This window comes from Aestuariibacter sp. GS-14 (assembly GCF_006494365.1).
GTDB classification, from domain to species: domain Bacteria; phylum Pseudomonadota; class Gammaproteobacteria; order Enterobacterales; family Alteromonadaceae; genus Alteromonas; species Alteromonas mangrovi.
Genome location: NZ_VHIP01000005.1, coordinates 341,852 through 360,588, shown reverse-complemented (window position 1 = coordinate 360,588; position 18,737 = coordinate 341,852). Strand labels below are relative to the sequence as shown.

The 18,737-nt window shown below is 50.4% G+C and carries 15 protein-coding genes; 9 read left to right on the top strand and 6 right to left on the bottom strand.

Translation table 11 applies throughout. The features are described 5' to 3' along the window. Positions 1-171 precede the first annotated feature (171 nt). The 4 genes from FJ444_RS11165 (at position 172) to FJ444_RS11150 (ending at position 7,610) form a co-directional block, all read left to right on the top strand. Positions 172-1,551 (top strand): YcjX family protein, encoded by a 1,380-nt coding sequence (locus FJ444_RS11165; RefSeq protein WP_140958360.1) that lies wholly within the window; start codon positions 172-174, stop codon positions 1,549-1,551. 3 nt (positions 1,552-1,554) lie between these two features. Further along, positions 1,555-2,493 carry a YcjF family protein gene (locus FJ444_RS11160; RefSeq protein ID WP_140958359.1) on the top strand — a complete coding sequence of 313 codons (939 nt, stop codon included), beginning with the start codon at positions 1,555-1,557 and terminating at the stop codon, positions 2,491-2,493. 186 nt (positions 2,494-2,679) lie between these two features. Then, on the top strand, positions 2,680-4,056 hold the full coding sequence (locus FJ444_RS11155; protein WP_140958358.1) for an alkaline phosphatase PhoX: 1,377 nt from the start codon (positions 2,680-2,682) through the stop codon (positions 4,054-4,056). Positions 4,057-4,562: 506 nt separating this feature from the next. Continuing rightward, positions 4,563-7,610, top strand: a complete 3,048-nt coding sequence (locus FJ444_RS11150) for a carboxypeptidase regulatory-like domain-containing protein (RefSeq protein WP_181405138.1) — start codon at positions 4,563-4,565, stop codon at positions 7,608-7,610. Positions 7,611-7,690: 80 nt separating this feature from the next. On the opposite strand, the gene FJ444_RS11145 is transcribed toward FJ444_RS11150, so the two are convergent. Further along, positions 7,691-8,059, bottom strand: coding sequence for a VOC family protein (locus FJ444_RS11145; protein WP_140958357.1), 369 nt, complete (start codon positions 8,057-8,059; stop codon positions 7,691-7,693). Between the two features lie 208 nt (positions 8,060-8,267). On the opposite strand from FJ444_RS11145, the gene FJ444_RS11140 reads away from it, so the two are divergent. Both FJ444_RS11140 and FJ444_RS11135 read left to right on the top strand, forming a co-directional pair. Further along, on the top strand, positions 8,268-8,501 hold the full coding sequence (locus FJ444_RS11140) for a FeoA family protein (RefSeq protein WP_140958356.1): 234 nt from the start codon (positions 8,268-8,270) through the stop codon (positions 8,499-8,501). 38 nt (positions 8,502-8,539) lie between these two features. After that, positions 8,540-10,372, top strand: a complete 1,833-nt coding sequence (locus FJ444_RS11135) for a ferrous iron transporter B (protein ID WP_140958355.1) — start codon at positions 8,540-8,542, stop codon at positions 10,370-10,372. Positions 10,373-10,473: 101 nt separating this feature from the next. On the opposite strand, the gene FJ444_RS11130 is transcribed toward FJ444_RS11135, so the two are convergent. The 5 genes from FJ444_RS11130 to FJ444_RS11110 all read right to left on the bottom strand — a co-directional run bounded on the left by FJ444_RS11130 (position 10,474) and on the right by FJ444_RS11110 (position 15,280). Continuing rightward, positions 10,474-11,649 (bottom strand): heme biosynthesis HemY N-terminal domain-containing protein, encoded by a 1,176-nt coding sequence (locus FJ444_RS11130; protein ID WP_140958354.1) that lies wholly within the window; start codon positions 11,647-11,649, stop codon positions 10,474-10,476. Further along, positions 11,646-12,815 (bottom strand): uroporphyrinogen-III C-methyltransferase, encoded by a 1,170-nt coding sequence (locus FJ444_RS11125; RefSeq protein ID WP_140958353.1) that lies wholly within the window; start codon positions 12,813-12,815, stop codon positions 11,646-11,648. Before FJ444_RS11125 ends, FJ444_RS11130 begins: the two co-directional genes overlap by 4 nt. A gap of 3 nt (positions 12,816-12,818) precedes the next feature. Further along, a complete protein-coding gene (locus FJ444_RS11120) occupies positions 12,819-13,544 on the bottom strand; it encodes a uroporphyrinogen-III synthase (RefSeq protein WP_140958352.1) in 726 nt (241 codons plus the stop codon). Between the two features lie 14 nt (positions 13,545-13,558). Further along, positions 13,559-14,506 (bottom strand): hydroxymethylbilane synthase, encoded by a 948-nt coding sequence (hemC, locus tag FJ444_RS11115; RefSeq protein ID WP_140958351.1) that lies wholly within the window; start codon positions 14,504-14,506, stop codon positions 13,559-13,561. Between the two features lie 105 nt (positions 14,507-14,611). After that, positions 14,612-15,280, bottom strand: a complete 669-nt coding sequence (locus FJ444_RS11110) for an alpha/beta hydrolase (protein WP_140958383.1) — start codon at positions 15,278-15,280, stop codon at positions 14,612-14,614. Positions 15,281-15,493: 213 nt separating this feature from the next. On the opposite strand from FJ444_RS11110, the gene gmk reads away from it, so the two are divergent. From gmk to spoT, 3 genes are all read left to right on the top strand, one after another. Further along, positions 15,494-16,129 carry a guanylate kinase gene (gene gmk / locus FJ444_RS11105; RefSeq protein ID WP_140958350.1) on the top strand — a complete coding sequence of 212 codons (636 nt, stop codon included), beginning with the start codon at positions 15,494-15,496 and terminating at the stop codon, positions 16,127-16,129. Between the two features lie 90 nt (positions 16,130-16,219). Beyond that, on the top strand, positions 16,220-16,492 hold the full coding sequence (rpoZ, locus tag FJ444_RS11100) for a DNA-directed RNA polymerase subunit omega (protein ID WP_140958349.1): 273 nt from the start codon (positions 16,220-16,222) through the stop codon (positions 16,490-16,492). Between the two features lie 134 nt (positions 16,493-16,626). Continuing rightward, positions 16,627-18,735: a bifunctional GTP diphosphokinase/guanosine-3',5'-bis pyrophosphate 3'-pyrophosphohydrolase gene (spoT, locus tag FJ444_RS11095; RefSeq protein WP_140958348.1), complete on the top strand. Its 2,109-nt coding sequence runs from the start codon at positions 16,627-16,629 to the stop codon at positions 18,733-18,735. Positions 18,736-18,737: the final 2 nt, after the last annotated feature.

Sequence of the window (18,737 nt, the reverse complement as noted above, 5' to 3'; positions counted from 1 at the left end):
CGTCGTGATCTAAGTCGTTTTCGACTAGCCCTCAGGGATCACTCTGAGAGGGCAAACTTCTATGCGAATTGGTATAAGCTGTAACAAATTGTGGCAAACCCTTGAAGTTAATGCAGTAACGGCCCATGTTAACGGTATATTCCAAACCAATGGGCCTGGTGCATTATTGTTATGCGCAAATTAATCGACGCAATCCTCACTCCGGCTAAACACGCCAAAGCGCTCGGCACAAGCCAGTGGCAGCGCTGGTTTATGCAGTCGGAGCACCGCTTTACCATTACCGGCCTGAGCCGCAGTGGTAAATCAATGCTGTTTACCAGTTTAATGACTGTACTGAAATACCGCAGTGAAGAGCAGTATCAGTGCCTGCCGTTACTGCGCTATTTGCCAATGGAACTGGTGGATAAGATGTGGTTGGAGCCATTGGGTGATATGCCACTGTTTCCGGTGGAAGAGCATATTCGCGATTTGGAAGCCGGGCACTGGCCGCCTGCGACGGAAAACGTCGCCGGGTTTAAGCTGGTAGTTCGGTTGCGTCAGGCTCATCAGTTAAAAAAATACCTGTTGCCGTTTACCGATGTGGTATTTGAATTTATTGATTATCCCGGAGAATGGCTCACTGACCTGCCCATGTTGAGTAAAAGCTATACGCAGTGGTCGGATAGTGCCTGGGCTCAGCAAATGAACGAACCGCAGCAACGCTATGCCAAAGCATGGCACGATAAGGTTAACGCGTTTGATTTTGAACAAGCGCCAACACAAGCGAATGTTCAGCAACTTGTCTCGGCGTATCGCCATTACTTACAGGAAGCCAAATCACAGGGCATCTCTATGCTGCAACCTGGCAGTTTTTTAATTCCTGGTTCCGGATTTGATTATGTCGCACAGGGGTTTACGCCCTTGCCTTCGCGCATAAGCAGCGACATAGCCAGCCCCTGGACACAGTGTTTTACCCGGCATTTTGAGGTGTTCAAATACCAATGGCTTACCAGGTTGAAAAAAGACACCTTTCGCCAAACCGACAAGCAAATCATTCTGGTCGATCTGTTTGAAGGATTAAATCACAGCCGCAGTCACTTATATCAGCTTCGCGAAACCCTCAGTCATCTCGCTGATACTTTTGTGTACGGCAATGAAAACTGGTTTAAGCGCAATGTATTACAACAGCAGGGTATCGCCAAAGTGGCGTTTGTAGCCACTAAGGCCGATTTAGTGCCGGCAGGGCAGCGTGATGCCTTACTGAGTTTGCTGAAAGACGTAACGCGAGGTGCAACTGCGCGCTTTAAAGACGGAGAAGTGCAGTTTGAACACTTTCTGGTGTCGGCCATTCAGGCCACCGATGAAGGCTGTCACAGCAATGCACTGCGCTACGTGAATCCCGAAGGCCGCTACATGGAAGCCGATTTTGAGGCGTTACCGCCAGATTTGAAGTCGATGCCTGCTGATGAGCACTACCCGGTGCTCAACGCCGCGGTGCCATCTGACTATCTGGCGCGTATGTTAAACGGAAAAGGACTCGACCGTTTGTTGCAGTTCTTATTGGAGAAGTAACCCATGAAAACCACTGACGAATCCCCTTACCGGGCAAAGATTCAGCAAACCGAAATTAAAACGCAGCGCCCTGATCACGCTATGCCGGTTAAACAAGCTCAGGATGACTGGCAGCCCGAACACGCCAACCAATCCGGGTTGTCGGCAAAGTGGTGGGTACTGTTGTCGGGTGCGGCCTGTTTTGTTGGCTTTAGTGTGTTTGAGGCCATTGCGTTTATTGACACTCACTTTGCCAGCGCGCCGGTATCAACCTCGATTCTGGCGGTGTTACTCAGTGCCTTTGTGAGTAGCCTGGGGTGGTTAACTACCAGTGAATACCGTGGCTATCGCAGGGTCAATACGTTCATCGACAAACGACCCACCCGCCGTGATTTACTGGCACTCAGTCAGCCGGTTCTGGCTGTAAAACAACTCGATCAATATGCACAGCACTTCAGTGCGGGCAGCTATGCCCAACGTTGCTACCGGCAGTTTAAGTCGATGTTACAGGACGACCATTCCGTTGAGGATGTGCTAAACCTGTATCAACAGTACGTAATAAATCCGGTGCGCAAAAAAGCCAATGATGTAGTGAAGAAGGAAGCCATGGCCAGCGGCAGTATGGCGTTTATTAGCCCTAACCATCTTATTCAAACGTTGTTGTTGTTGTGGATAAGCGTGCGTACCATTAAGCGCGTAGCGCAGGTTTATGGGCTGCGCCCGGCCACCACAGGTAACTGGAAGCTGATGAAAATACTCGCCCAGAATCTGGCTGCACAGAGCCTGTTCGACCTGGCAACCGATGAGATGACCAATCAGCTAAGTGGCTCGCTGGCTGCCAAGCTGGTAGAAAATTCAGCAGAGGCGGTGGCTGCGAGCGCACTGAATGTGCGTTTGGGCAAAGCCCTGATAAAATTACTGGATGACCAAAGCGATACACGCCAACTGGGAGATTATCGGTAAAACTGGCGCGTTAATCGCACGGGCGCTTGTAAAAGGGAACCTGGACGCCACATCTGGCTCATACATAATGGGTATAACCAACGCGCCCACAGGCAGTCGCCCCAGCAGGTCTCCCGCTAGGTCTCCCGCTAGGTCTCCCGCTAGGGGTTGGTGCGAAAACAAACCATAATAACAAGAGACATCACCATGATAACAAGACGACAGTTTACCGTAGCGCTGGGCACACTGGCCGCTGCGGGCTTCACCGGCGGACTGTTTCGCCAGCCCAAAGCCTGGGCAGAAACCCTGGTTACTAAAACCTCAGCTGGCTATGGTCCACTGATCAGCGATCCCCAAGGCGTGCTCTCGTTGCCAGAAGGCTTTAGCTACCAGGTGCTGTCGACACTGGGTGAACTGATGAGCGATGGTAACAGTGTGCCTGACCGTGCAGACGGTATGGGATGTCTGGAAATTGACGATGAACACATTGCGTTAGTGCGCAATCACGAATTACAGCCAAAACATCTGAAGGAATTCGGGCCCGGGCAACCTGAGCCATTAAAAACGTCCCGTGCCTACGACAACAACGAATTGGGCCAGGCGCTTCCCGGCGGTACCACTACTCTGGTGGTTAACACCAAAACGGGTAAGAAAGTGAAGGAATACCTGAGTTTAACCGGCACAGTGCGCAACTGCTCAGGTGGCGTAACGCCATGGGGTAGCTGGCTTACCTGTGAGGAGAGTGTTGACAAGCCTTCCTCCACTAATCAGCAGTATCATGGCTATGTATTTGAGATACCTGCAAACGCTAATGGGCTGGTGGATCCTAAGCCACTCAAAGCACTGGGGCGCTTCAATCACGAAGCGGTATGCGTCGATCCGGAAACCGGCGTAGTGTACTTGACCGAAGATCGAGGCGACAGCTTACTGTACCGCCTGGTGCCCAATGAATACGGCAATTTACAGGCAGGCGGAAAACTCCAGGCGCTGGCGGTGAAAGGGTATCCCAAATTTGATACGCGCAACTGGCAAAAACAAGAAATGCCTGTGTCATCTTGGGTAGATTGTGAATGGGTGGATATTAACAATCCGGATAGCCCCGAAGACGATTTGCGCAAACAAGGCTATGAAGAAGGTGCCGCATTATTTGCTCGTGGCGAAGGCGTGCATTGGGGGCAGGGCGAGTTTTATTTTTGCTGCACCAATGGCGGCAATCAAAAACTAGGGCAGGTAATGCGCTATCAGCCGTCGCCGTACGAAGGTACCCCCAGCGAGCACGACAAGCCCGGGCGTCTGCAATTGTTTGTGGAAAGCAGTGATGCGCAAATCTTTAATTTTGGCGACAACCTGACTGTGGCGCCAAATGGACATCTGATTGTGTGTGAAGACCAGTATACGGCGGTGGTAGACAATCACCTGCGCGGCGTTACCCCCGAGGGTGAAGTGTATCCGTTTGCACAACTTGCCTTACAAACTGAACTAGCCGGAGCATGCTTTTCGCCCGATGGCTCTACCTTGTTCGTGAACATATACTCGCCCACGCAAACACTGGCAATTACCGGGCCGTGGAAGCACTTAAGCTAATTCAACACTGCTTTATTTCTGAATAGCTCACACCCCTTTCAAATAACAAGACTATTTGGAAGGGGGATGGTTTTTCCGCTTTATAGGAATAATTTACAGCATTCACAGGAATAATAATTATTCCAAATCCTCAGTAGAATAAAAATTATTTTGTAATAATACCCACGCTTTAACTATAAAAAATCGCCACGTTGTTGCTATTTACTATATAAAAAATAAAACAATAATGCCTTGCTTTTATAGTTAAATTACTGATTTATATTGTTTTTTGTTGTTGTGATTCGTGCGGTAACACCCATGGACGCTGCGTTATAACAACGCGGTTTATATTGGAATGGAATAAAATGCAATTTCTCCCGTGATTTTGAAATATTTTGAGATAAAATATTTCTTAAAAAATCAAAAATAAGAAAAAATTATTCTTGACCTCAAGGGTTGCTGTAGGTTAAAAGTTGACCATAAGCGGTATAAACCGTACTACAAAAACAGCAACAGGGGTCTCACACATGAAAAAGGAACTCACGCCATTTGAGGCGCGTTCAGCGGGGCGCTATTTAGCGCAATCGATTCGCCGGGCGGTTCGTCAATCCTGGCAACATCGCTCAACCTGCGCAGCAGTTATTTTTGCTGGCACCGTGGCCGCTGGGATCAGCGCACCGGTTCAGGCTCAGCAAACCACTGGTAGTATCAAAGGTACAGTTAGTGCGGTTAACGGCGTGGTATCGGTAAGCGGTGTTAGCGTTGAAGCAACCAGTAACGTGATGCCAAAGCCCAGAACAGCCACTACCAAAACTGATGGCTCGTTTACGCTGCCATTTTTGCTGCCAGGTGACTACGACGTGAAATTTACTTTCGCTGATGGCTCGGTGAGAACGTTAAAAACCCGCGTTTTGCTGGATCAATCCGCTGTAGTGAATCTGGTATACGAGCCAGCAAATACTGAAGTGATTGAAATTGTGGGTTCGCCCATTATTCAGGAAGGCGACTCCTCGCTAACTAACTCGTTTAGTCAGGAACTGATTGCGGCCATGCCAATTGGGCAGACTTACCGTGACATGCTGAAGATTCTACCGGGTATTGAATATAGCGAAAACAGCGTATTAGGCCCATCAGCAGGTGGTTCGGGTGTAGACAATAGCTATGGTTTTGACGGTGTGGATTTGTCGTTACCTATGTTTGGTAACTTGTCGTCTGAACCTTCTACCCATGATATCGCCTATGTGTCTGTGGACCGCGGCGGTGCGAAGGCAATTGGCTTTAACCGTTCAGGTGGTTTCGCGGTTAACTCGGTTTCCAAATCCGGTACTAACGAATTTCACGGTAACGTGGAATACCGTATTCAGAACGCTGATTTCTCGGCAACACCCAAATCCGGCGTGATTCAGGATACCGACAGAACCTGGATTATCACCTCTCTGAGTGGTCCGCTGATTGAAGACGAACTATTCTTCTACGCATCGTACTATCGCCCGGAAGTTGATGGCACTAACAAAGTTACCGTATATGGCCCGGCTAAAAAATATAACAGTACCCGCGACGAATTTTTCGGAAAACTAACGTGGGCACCTAACGACGATCTATTGATCAACTTAAGCCAACGGGTATCTAACCGCGAAATCGAAGGCGCATCTATCGGCGAATTTGAGACCGACAGTGTGTCTTTGGGGAGTTCTGCTGATTTGAGCATTCTGTCATTAGATGGCTCGTATCTGCTAAGTGATACCTCTTCATTTACCTTCAAGTACGGTATGTACCAGGAAGATACTGCCAGCCGCCCTGATGTAATGTTAAGTGCGGTACCATCGATTGGCGGTTCGCTGGATCTGAACAATCTGGATCAGATGGGTTATTTCGGTGTGCCGAGTTTGCGCGACATTCCTGCTGGTGCCGATGCCGATACTATTGCTGCTATCAACGCCTACAACGCTGCCGCGTTGCCGCTGATTCAGGCCTATGGCTATGTGGGCGATAGCGGTGAAATGATGGGTGGTACCGGCGTAGGCGCATACCCAACTATCAACAATCAGGACTTCGAAAGGGAATCACTGGAACTGGCCTATGATACCGAGTTAGAGCTCGGTGACATGACTCACTTTTTGCACTTTGGCTTCAAGTGGTCTGAAATCATGGAAGACCTGGCACGTTTATCAAACGGCTGGGGAACCATTAGCTATGTTGGCGGGTTGGGTGCAGAAGGCGATAACGACGTATCGGATGTTTACTATCAGGTTGCGGTAGAGCAAATGAGCCTGGTAGGTGAAGATGGCACGGTACCTACCATCAAGTCTTTTGCTGAGAGCTACAGTTTCGAAATTAATGACGAAATTGAACACGGTGATTTTACCTACAACATTGGTGTTCTGGTAAGCAAAGACATCCTTTACGGACAGGGATTGAAGAAAAACAGCAGCAATGTGTCTGGCTATGAATTAGCTCCGGGTGAAAAGTACGAAATGTACGAAGTAGACTGGAAAGACATGATCCAGCCACGATTGGGAGTAACCTGGGATTACGATGCCTCTGGCAGCGTATTTGCAAATTATGCCAGTTACAACCCGGAAGCCAGTTCTTTGGCCCGTGCGGCATCATGGGATCGCAACAGCCGTCGTACAATTCTGGTTAACTTCGATGAAAACGGTGATTACCTGAGTGCCGGCGGTGCTGCAGGCTCCAGTGGTAAGTTCTTCGCCGATAATATGAAGCCGCGCCGAATTGATGAATTAACAGTGGGTGCCACTAAGCTGGTTACACCTGAACTGTTCCTGCGCACACACCTGCGTTATCGCTACGGTAGCCACTTCTGGGAAGATATGCCAAACGATGCGCGTCTGTATGGCGATTACACCGGTGGCAGTGTGCCAGACAATATCGCTGCCAAAGGCTTGTATATTCCCAACCTGGCAGACATGAGAGCGGAAGTGGGTGGTTCGTCTTATGTGATTGCCGAAGTAGACGGTGGCCAGACCAAGTATTACGAATGGAGTATGGAAGCGGAATACAACGCAGACAACCTTTACGTTAATGCGTCTTATACCTGGAGCCATTACTACGGTAACTTCGATCAGGACAACACCACAGCGGGCAACGATGCCAATACCTTTATCGGTTCGTCGTTCTACGGTGACGGCCCAGGCCGCATGGTGTGGGACAACCGCTACGGTAAGCTAATTGGCGACAAGCCGCACAAATTTAAAGTGCTAAGTACCTATACTTTTCCTTGGGAAGGCGTAGCTGGCGCGTACTTTATCTTCCAGTCGGGTGAAGCCTGGACTGCCTGGGACGGCGCGTTGTACGGTTATTCTTCCAGCACCAGCCGTTATGCAGAACCAGCTGGAAGTCGTCGCGGTGCAAGCCACTGGCAAATGGACTTAAGCTATACGCAAAACTATGAGTTTATGGATGGTCTGGTTGGGCGTTTCCGCGCCGACCTGTTTAACGTGTTCGATAAGCAAACGGGCTACAGCTACGACCCATACCCTGGCGATAACTTCGGCAGCCCGCGCAGTTACTATAACCCGCGTCGCATCCAGTTATCGGTAGGTCTGAGTTTCTAAACTCCGTACAACCTCGTTGACTCACGATGGTTCAGCCACCTCAATTTGAGGTGGCTTTTTTATTGGTGTAGCGCGAAGGCTCAGGCCATACAAAAACAGTTGATTTTGTTGCCGTCTAAGTCGCGGAAGTACGCGCAGTAATAAGTGTCCATGCGCGTACCTGGTGCACCTTCGTCTTTTGCACCCAATGCCATGGCTTTTGCGTGTAAGGCATTTACCTGCTCAGGATTGGCGGCGGCCAGCGCTACCATGCTGCCATTGCCTACCGTTGCAGGCTTTTCGTCGAACGGTGTGGCTACCGCAAACATAGGTGCACTGGGGTTATTCCCCCACGCAATCATACGCGGTGCATCAATGGCGCGTTGTGCGCCCATTATTGACAATAACTCGTCGTAAAACGCACCGGCCCGGGCTAAATCGTTGGTACCAAAAATGGTGTAGGCTATCATGCTAAATCCTTGTAATAGGGTTGAGTAAACCCATCTAGCTTAAGCGTAGACATTCCCGCACAGCAAGTACTCATTCAATTTTATCTGTCACCCATGTTCCGCTAGTGCTACAGGCGGTAATCTGTTAGTCTAAATAGGAATGATTGTTATTTATAAACGTTGCCAACCGAATGCAGATTGGGCAGCGTGAACAGACTGGAAATTCACTATGACATTATGGGAACTGGGTAAGTCGCAATCCGCGCTGGTTAGTCAGGTAGACACCGCGCTGGACCCTCAGATTATTGCCCGTCTCTACGAAATGGGACTGGCGCCAGGGCGCAGTGTGCAATGCGTAAGACGAGGCCCTCTTGGCGGCCCTATGGTAATGCAATTAGGGGGAAGCGTGTTCGCGATGGAACAAAATCTGGCTTCTTGTATTGAGATCGCGCTTCAAGACTAACCATAAACTGTTAGCACACTTCAGGAACAGTAGTACTCATGCAACGCATATTAATGGTAGGTAAGCCAAACTGTGGTAAAAGTTTGTTGTTTAACCAACTTACCGGATTACGCCAAAAAGTAGCCAATTACCCAGGGATCACCGTAGAAGTAACCCGCGGCAGGTTTGATAGATTTGAACTGGTTGATTTACCCGGGGCTTATTCACTGAACGGGCTTACCCGCGACGAAGTGATCGCAGTAGAAGAAATTAAGCGTTCACTGGTAGATGACAACACCAGTATGGTGCTGGTGGTACTGGACGCCACCCGATTAGCACAGAGTTTGATTCTGGGCTTGCAGGTTAAGCAACTGGCCGTGCAGCATGGTAAACCCGTTATGTTTGCGCTGAACTTCATTGATGAAGTGAAACGCGTGGGCGAAAGCATCGATACCGAAGGACTGTCTAACGCCTTGGGTAGTCCGGTTATGCCGTTATCTGCTCGCTCTCTTGATGGCTTGCACGAATTCAAACAAGCACTGTTGTCGATGGCTGACTGGCCGAAGGTACACAAAGACGCACAGCCTCCTGCAGCAGATTACTCGGATGTTGCCTCTCGTAGTCAGGAACTGGCCAGCGAATTCGGCATTCAGCACGATATTGTGCTGAAAAACCAGAATCGCATCGACAGCTTTATGCTGAATAACTGGACCGGTGGGCTCATTTTTATCGCTGTGATGTTTGTGTTGTTTCAGAGTATTTTTACCCTGGCAGCACCGCTGATGGATGGCGTGGAAAGCTTTATTGAGCAGGCAGCCAGTGGTGTGGGCGCGCTTACTCAGGAAGGCATGTTTCATGACTTCATGCACGATGCCATGTTTGGCGGTGTGGGTTCGTTCTTAGTATTTGTGCCGCAAATCATGGTGTTAACCCTGATCATTGGGTTGTTGGAAGATTCTGGTTATCTGGCTCGCGCGGCGCTAATGTGCCATCGGCCGCTGAGCTTTTTTGGATTGTCTGGTCGCAGTTTTATTCCTTACTTGTCGGGTCATGCCTGCGCTATCCCGGCTATTATGGCAGCGCGTACCATTGAATCCCCACACAAACGCTTAGTTACCATGCTTACCATTCCGCTGATGTCCTGTTCAGCGCGTTTGCCAGTCTATGCTTTGCTGGTAGCAGTATTAGTGCCTGCTGACGGTACCTTCCTTGGCGTATTCAACTTACAGGGCGCGGCGTTCTTTGGCTTGTATTTCTTCGGCATTGTGATGGCCTTGATTATTAGCCAGGTGCTCAATCGCTTTTTGCCGCGCGATTTAGAAAAGACCGACATGCCGTTTATTCTGGAATTACCCACTTATCGCCTGCCTCACTGGAAGCCATTATTCCACCGCGTTATTAACAGCGGTTTGCAGTTTATCCGCCGCGCTGGTCCTATTATTTTTGTGGTATCGGTAGGCATTTGGGTCCTGGGTTATTTCCCTCTAAATGCCTCGCTGGAAGACTCCTGGTTAGGTCAGATTGGTCATTACATTGAACCTATATTTGCCCCAATGGGACTGGATTGGCGCTATGGCGTGGCTATTTTGATGTCGTTCCTGGCCCGTGAAGTGTTTGTTGGTGCGCTGGGCACGCTGTTTGGTATGGAAGGCGCGGACGAAGACGTAGCCGGGTTAGCTGAGCGCGTACAAGCTGAGGGCCTGACACCAGAAGCCGGTTTGGGCTTAGTACTGTTCTACGTTGTGGCACTGCAGTGTGTTGCTACCGTTGCTATGCTTAAAGGCGAAAGTGGCAGTAATAAACTGGCCTGGGGGCTGTATGTGGCCTACGGTGTGCTGGCCTATGTGATAGCCGTGGTAGTGAATCAATTTTCCGGCTTTATGTTTGCGTAGGTTGGTATCCCACAGGGTATGCTATGCAAAGAACAAGGGCGCTGTATAGCGCCCTTGTTGTATCAATCCAGCCTTATTTTTGTTTCCGTTAATTTACCTGTTTACTTCTCTTTCAGAGCAATACTCTGTTTGTAGTAAGCCAGCGCAGATTCGTGGTTGCGGGTCTTTTCGTTAATTTCTGCCAGTAGCAATACGACTTCCTTCGACGGTTGCAGCTTCATGGCCTTTTGCAGTGCTTTACTGGCCAGGGTCATGTCGTTGGCCTTATACGCCACTTTACCCAGAACACGGTATAACTCCTGGTTGTCTTCGTCGGCCTTTATCCACTTCTCCAGTGCACTGATAGTTGGGGCCGGATTAGGTAGTGCTAATTGTTCTAATAAAGGTAAAAAGTCGGGCTGTGGCCCGCGTTTTTGCCAGTCCAGCAGCATGGTCTGAGCTTCCTGATGCATGCCCTGAGCCAACAACTGTTCGGCGTAGGCCGCCTGGTAACCAACATCGTTGCGATGTTTGCGGGGTAACGATTCCCAGAAGGTTTTTAACTGAATTGCGCCTTGCTTGCTGGCAACTTCAGACAACCTGCCTTTGGCAATCTGCCTGGACCATATGGTGTACTGATCGCCCAGTACTTTTTTATAGCCATCAAGTTCGCTTTCGAGTGTGGCCCACTGATTACTCTCTGCCAGTGCTTGCACGCGCAGTGCAATGGCGGGTTTAGTGGCCTTTTGTTTAACGTCGAGTTTGTCCAGCTCTGCCAGTGCTTGTTTGGGCTGATGAGCTGACAATGCCATGCGCGCCAGCGTTACACGTGCAGCTAACGCCGAACTTGGGTATTCCGCCGCTTCGTTAAGTTTACGGGTAGCAGTGTCATGGTTGCCGCGTGCCACGGCTGCCTGAGCAGCTACCAGATAATTCACACCCTCAAACTCACCCTGCTCAGCTATGTCAGCGGCTTGGGTAGCGGCATCCCACTCCCCTTCTGCCAATGCCTGAATACTGCGGTAAAATGCACGTTGCTTTTTGCGCTCGGCCCGGCCACCAAACCAACTGCCTGGCAACCTGGTGAGTTGCCACGCCCTGCCAAACAACATGCGTATAAGGACCCAAATCACCACAGCGCCTAACAGCATGATCCCAAGCGCTACTACGCTGGTTTCAATCATCAGGTTACCCATGGAGATCAGCACATAGCCTTTATTGCCAATGAGCGACGGCGCGGCTATCAGGGCAATTAGCACTACGGTAATGAACAGCAGCTTTAGGATCAGTTTTCTCATAGCGCGCTGACTCCTTCACCAAACACGCGTTTCACCCGGCTATCCAGCAGCGCTTCAAGGGCGGCCTGCGAGTTGAGTTCGGTTGGAATGGCTTTGCTGATATCAGTGGCTTTTAAATGACTGAGCGCCGTTTCAAATCCGCTTACCTGCGGGCTGTCGGCTAAGTAGTGTTCAACAAGAATGGCAGTGGCTTGATCAAGCGACGCCTCAAACAACGCCTGTTCGCTGGCCAGAGCAGCGGCCTGCGCTTGTTGTAATGCCAGTTTGAGCTGCTCCTGCGCCAGCCATTTCTGTTTGGCTGTCATCATGGGCTCAATGGGTTCGTCACGCACTTCCACGTGAATAAAGTCGTCTACCAGAGAGTGCCATACATTTAACAGGTTTTGTTTCCAGTCGCTGGCTGAATCAGTCACGCTGGTGTCTGGCGCCGTGTAGTTTTCTTCCGGGGCATCCAGGGGAAGCTTACTCACTTGTTTAAACATACCGTTAAGTGCCAGTGCTACAGACACCTGAGAGGTAGGGTTAACCTGTTGTAACGCCTGAATGTCCTGAGCAATCAACGCACGAACGGGTAACACTGAAGGATCAGATAACGATTGCAAGCGCTTGTCGGCATTCCCCAACAGCATAATGGCGGTACGTACATCCTGCTCCAGCCACATTTTGCGTCCGGCCATACGCACTAAATAATCGGCCTCGGCTACCAGCCAATCGGTAGGGCGGCGTCCGTTCATTTCCTGCAACTGTGCTTCGGCGTTAGCGAGTGCACTTGCCAGTTCATTTATCTTAGCGTCAGCCGCTTGCTGCGCGTCGGCTAGGGCGCGGTCGGTTGCTTCCTGTTTGGTGAGGTCAGTTTTTATCACATTGCTGTCGGACGCGGCGCGATTGCCCTGCGCAGCAATCGAATCAGACACACTGGCTTCAAGTGCGTCCAATTTAGCCTGCGTTACGGTACGTTGATTAACGAACCAATACCCACCGTATGAGGCAGCACCCAGCAACGCCAGATTCAGCACTACAAATAACCACAGCAAACCGGTGCCCGCGGGTTTATTAGCGGCCTGTTTTGACTCAGCAGCAACTTTCGCTCTGGCCGAAGCAGTGGCTTCAATGGTTTCAGCCAGACGAGTTTTGGCGGTGTCTTGCGGTTGCTGATTATCAGCCATAGGTTACTCCCAGTTTTGCTTTATCCATGCAATGAGCGACAGGTCGTTGGCTTGTGTGCAAATATTTATTTGTTCAATGCCCTGCTGACGCAACTGCTCTGCAATTCTTTCGCTCACCGTTAACCAGCGGTACTGATGTAACGATTGAGCCTGATAGGTGTTTAATAAACACTGTGCCTGTTCGCCGCTGGTTGCCACAATACCGTTGATGGCTTTCCAGTTAATGGGTTGGCTGAACAAGGGTGACGCCAGTGTAATGCGTTCGTAAACGTCAAAAATGGTGAGCTGGGCGCCTCTGGCGACCAACGTCTCCTGAATATGGGTCCGACCACCTTTACCTTTTAATAACAAAATGTGCTGGCTGGTGCAATCGTGTAACAGCGGTAAATCCAAAAGGCCTTCCGAACTTTCGCGCTCTGGCGTGATAACCATCTTACTCAGGCCTGCCAAAGCGTCTGCAGTACCCTTGCCAACGGCTACGATACGGTTTGCGGGCGGAAACTGCGTTGCTGCACTGGTCAATGCCTCACGCAACGCCTCAGCCGCGGCCTTGCTGGTGAGCACCACTATCGCGCTGCTGTGTTGGCAGAGCCATTCACATGACTTAAGGGCTTGTGAGGGAATACTTTTAATGGTTTGCAGCGCGACTACCGAGGCGCAAAGCTCCGCCTGAGCAAACGCCTGGGCGCTTGCCGCCAGTTTAGGCTCAGGACGGGTAACCAGATACATGGCGGCGTTTATACTTAATCGTTGTGAAGCGCAGATAAAATGTCGGCTGCGCCCTGGGCCAACAGTGACTCAGCTACTTCTATGCCAAGGTTTATGGCGTGGTCGCGATGCCCTTGTGCGTTGGCGTACAGGATCACAGCACCATCTGCTGTGCCTACCAGTCCGGTAAGGTGCAGGGTGTCGCCTTGCAACGTGGCATAACTGCCAATGGGTACCTGACAACCGCCTTCCAGTCGCGCATTCATGGCGCGCTCAGCTGTTACACGGCTGGCTGTGTCGGCGTGATTCAGTGCGCTAAGTAATTCAATCAGTTCCGCGTCGTCGTTGCGGCACTCAATGCCCACTGCACCCTGACCCACTGCGGGCAGTGAATCGGTGTGAGGGATAGGCTGCGTGATGCGATCTTCCATGCCTAAACGAATTAAACCTGCGCAGGCCAGAATGATGGCATCGTATTCGTTGGCATCCAGCTTTGCCAAACGGGTATTCACATTGCCGCGCAAATCTTTGATCACTAAATCCGGGCGGTGATGTCTTAACTGGCACTGACGGCGAAGACTGCTGGTGCCTACCACTGCGCCTTCTGGCAACGACTGAAGCGAATCAAAGCGATTAGATACAAAGGCGTCGAATGGATTTTCGCGCGGGCAAATGGCGTGTAAGCCAAATCCTTCGGGGAAGTCTACCGGCACGTCTTTCATAGAATGCACGGCAATGTCGGCACGGCCTTCCAGCATGGCGACTTCCAGTTCTTTTATGAACAACCCTTTGCCGCCAATTTTGGCAAGGGGCGTATCCAGAATCCGGTCGCCCTGGGTAGACATGGGCACCAGTTCAACACTGAGATGAGGGTGATGGTGCAATAACTGTGCTTGCACATATTCGGCTTGCCACATGGCCAGTGCGCTCTTGCGCGTGGCAATTCTAATGGTGCGATGAGGCTTCACTGCATTGTTCGCCATAGGGTAAATTCTTGTGTTTCAAATACAAATTCAATCAGCACAGTGTAACTGAAATTGCCTGAACGCGCGACGAAATTAGCTTGATCTGCCTCTATGCAACGGTGACTAACTGAGTCTGGCCTGGATCCAGGCGCTGATGTCGTGTATTTCTTCCATACACACGTTGTGCTGCATGGCGTAGGCTTTCCAGCTTACCTGATAGCCTGCATCCTGCAGGGTTTGAAAAGCGGCTTGCCCCATCGCGGCAGGCACCACGTCATCGTGCGTACCATGACCAAACTGGATAGGCGTATGCTTATTGGCGTCACTGGCTTCTTTGGCGAGCAATGCAGGCTCGCACATGTAAGTAGACAATGCCAGAATACCGGCCAGGGTTTTGCTGTAACGCGTGCCAAGGTGCAGTGCAATTACGCCGCCCTGTGAGAATCCGGCAAGGATAATGCGGTTGGCAGGTACGCCTTTGGCAATTTCCGCTTCAATAAGCTGCTCAACCAACGCCGCTGACTCTCTTACCCCGCCTAAATCGGCGCGTTTATCAAAATCCATTGATTTTATGTCGTACCAGGCGCGCATGCGCATTCCACCGTTAATGGTCACCGGGCGTTCAGGCGCATGCGGAAAAACAAAGCGAATAGCCATGTCTTCGGGAAGCTGAAATTCCGGCACGATGGGCGCAAACCCATGGCCGGAATCGCCAAGGCCGTGCAACCAGATCACGGTAGCTTTAGGGGCTGAAGCGGGATTGATATCAACATAAGGTAACGGCTGGCTCATGGTAACGATGTCCTTGATTTTGTTGTTCTGCGCCGGATTTAGTAATTTGGAATACTGCTGTGCAAAACTACCATCATGCCACTGCTGGAGCAATCGCGATTTTTGAGACAGCGGTGGCATGTTATTGAATTTATAACAAAGGCTGTGAATAGCTGCGTTGCGGTGTGCTACAATCGGGATTTAGCATACACCGTTGATGATGTGGTACGCGATATGAGTACATTACTGGGCAACCTGTTTATTCTGGCTGCGCCGTCCGGGGCGGGCAAATCGAGTTTAATTAAAGCCTTGCTGGCACAAACACCGCCTGCGGGTGCCAATCCGTTGCAGGTATCGGTGTCGCACACCACCCGTGCACCCCGCCCGGGAGAAGTCAACGGCGAGCATTATCATTTTGTTTCGCATGCCGAGTTTGAGGCACTGATCGCTCAAAATGCATTTTTTGAATATGCAGAGGTGTTTGGCAATTACTACGGCACGTCGCGGATCACCATAGAACAAACTCTGCATCAGGGTATTGATGTGTTTTTGGATATCGACTGGCAAGGTGCCAGACAGGTGAAAAAGCTGATGCCTGATACCTGTGGTGTGTTTATATTGCCACCGTCGGTGGAAACACTGCGCCAGCGCCTGGAAGGTCGCGGTCAGGACGATGAAAGCGTGATTGCCAAGCGCATGGCCGAAGCCGTATCGGAAATGTCGCACTACGACGAATTTGATTACGTGCTGATCAACGATGACTTTAACACCGCGTTGGCCGAATTAAATTGCATTGTGCAGTCGCAGCGGTTGCGAACCCATAAACAGCAACTGCGTCATAACGCGCTGGTCAGGAGTTTATTGGGCTAAGCTCAAATTTAGTACTACCCTTTTTCCGCCGTGTTGTTGTATACTACGCGGCCATTTTTAGTAATAGTATTGTTCAGTTCGGAGATATACATGGCTCGCGTTACAGTCGAAGATGCAGTTGATAAAGTTGGTAACCGTTTTGACCTGGTACTGGTTGCTGCACGTCGTGCCCGCCAAATCGCCACAGAAGGCAAAGAGCCTATGGTTGATGCGAGTAACGACAAGCCTACCGTTATTGCATTACGCGAAATCGAAGAAGGTCTGGTTAACGCTGAAACCATCGAACAGGATGAGCTGCGTGACCAGCAAAGCCAGGACCACGTAGAGTTTGCTTCAGTAGCAAGTCTTCTGTCTGACCAGTAAGCCCAACGGCCTCTGGCAGTACTTTTTGACAGCGCCAGTGCTTCTTATTCAAGAAACACTGGCGTTTTTCGTTGGAAAGCTGCTCATTTCACCGTATTCTTAACGCTTGATATTATTGGAAATGCGTAACAAACGTGTATCTGTTTGAAGGGTTAAAGCAAAAAATCGCCGAATACTTGTCGCCTGAACGGGTTCAACTCGTACAGGAAGCCTTTGTATTGGCGCACGAAGCGCATGATGGACAGATGCGCTCAAGTGGCGATCCTTACATTACGCACCCGGTTGCTGTTGCCAGTATTCTGGCCGATATGCACATGGACCATGAAACTCTCATGGCCGCCCTGCTCCACGATGTAATCGAAGACACTCACTACAACCAGGAAGATTTGGCCGATGCCTTTGGCGATACGGTAGCCGATTTGGTGGAAGGCGTGAGCAAACTCGACAAAATAGCCTTTAGCAGCAAGCAGGAAGCGCAGGCAGAAAATTTCCGCAAAATGATGATGGCCATGGTGCAGGACATCCGGGTTATTCTGATCAAGCTGGCCGACCGCACGCACAACATGCGCACACTGGGCTCTTTGCGCCCCGACAAGCGTCGTCGCATTGCGTTGGAAACGTTAGAAATCTATTCGCCTATTGCGCACCGTTTGGGTATTCACGACATTAAGAATGAACTGGAAGACCTGGGCTTTCAGGCTATGTACCCCATGCGCCATCGCGCGCTGAAATCGGCGGTGAAGCAAGCGCGAGGTAACCGCAAAGAAATCATCGAAAATATTCGCAAGGAATTATCCACCCGGTTAGCTGAATACAAAATTGATGCGTCGGTGATTGGTCGCGAGAAACACTTGTATTCCATTTACCGCAAAATGAAAAACAAGGAAAAGATGTTCAATGAAGTAATGGACATCTATGCATTTCGTATTGTGGTTACGTCGGTAGACGACTGCTATCGCTCACTGGGTGCGATGCACGGCTTGTATAAGCCCATTGAAACCCGTTTTAAAGACTATATTGCTATTCCGCGCACCAACGGTTACCAGTCGCTGCATACCTCTTTGGTAGGCCCACACGGCATTCCGGTGGAAGTGCAAATTCGCACCATGGCCATGGACCAAATGGCCGATAAAGGCGTTGCTGCACACTGGTTGTACAAAGAATCCGGCGATGGTACCACCGCACAATTGCGGGCCCGCAAATGGATGCAGTCGCTGCTTGAATTACAACAAAGCGCCAGTTCATCGTTTGAATTTATTGAAAGCGTAAAAACCGATCTGTTTCCCGACGAAATTTACGTGTTTACACCGGATGGCCGAATTATTGAGTTGCCGTCGGGCGCAACCGCAGTGGACTTTGCCTATGCGGTGCATTCCGATGTGGGCAATACCTGCGTGGGTGTGCGTGTAGAGCGCCGTAATTACAGCTTAAGCAAGCCGCTGGAAAACGGGCAGACTGTTGAAATTATTACCTCGCCGAAAGCCAAACCCAATGCCAACTGGCTGAACTTTGTAGTGAGCGCCAGAGCGCGCACCCGCATTCGCCAGTACTTGCGCAAACAGCAATCCCAGGAAGCCATTAACATGGGTAACCGCCTGTTGCGCCATGCATTGGGGTCAGTGAAGCTGGATGATATTGCCCAGGCAGACATCGACCGCGTAGTGGTAGAAACCAAACACGAGACATTTGATGATCTGTTAGTGGATATTGGTTTAGGCAACGAGCTTAGCGCCATTGTTGCCCGCCGGTTACTGGGTGAAAGCGAAGATCTCACCGAGAAAAAAGGCAATGTGGCAATCCGTGGTACGGAAGGACTTCTGGTTACCTACGCACGCTGCTGTCACCCCATTCCGGATGACGAAATTGTCTCGGTTCTCAGTCCGGGTAAAGGCATGACCATTCACCAGAATGGCTGTCCGAACATTCGCAAGCTGGCAAAGGAAGAACCTCAGCGCGTGCTGCGCATGCAATGGGACGAAGAGCCGCAGGGTGAATTTAAGGCATCATTGCGCATCGAACTGATTAACCATCAGGGGACGTTAGCGACCCTGACGAACAATATCGCCTCGTGTGATTCCAATATCATAGGCCTGCAAACCGAAGAGAAAGAGAGCAATGTCTACTTTGTGGATATTGAACTGACTACCTACAATCGGGTGCACCTGGCCAATGTAATGCGTAAAATACGCACCATGCAAGAAGTACAAAAAGTGTCGCGACACAGCCAGTCGCGTCAGCAATAAAT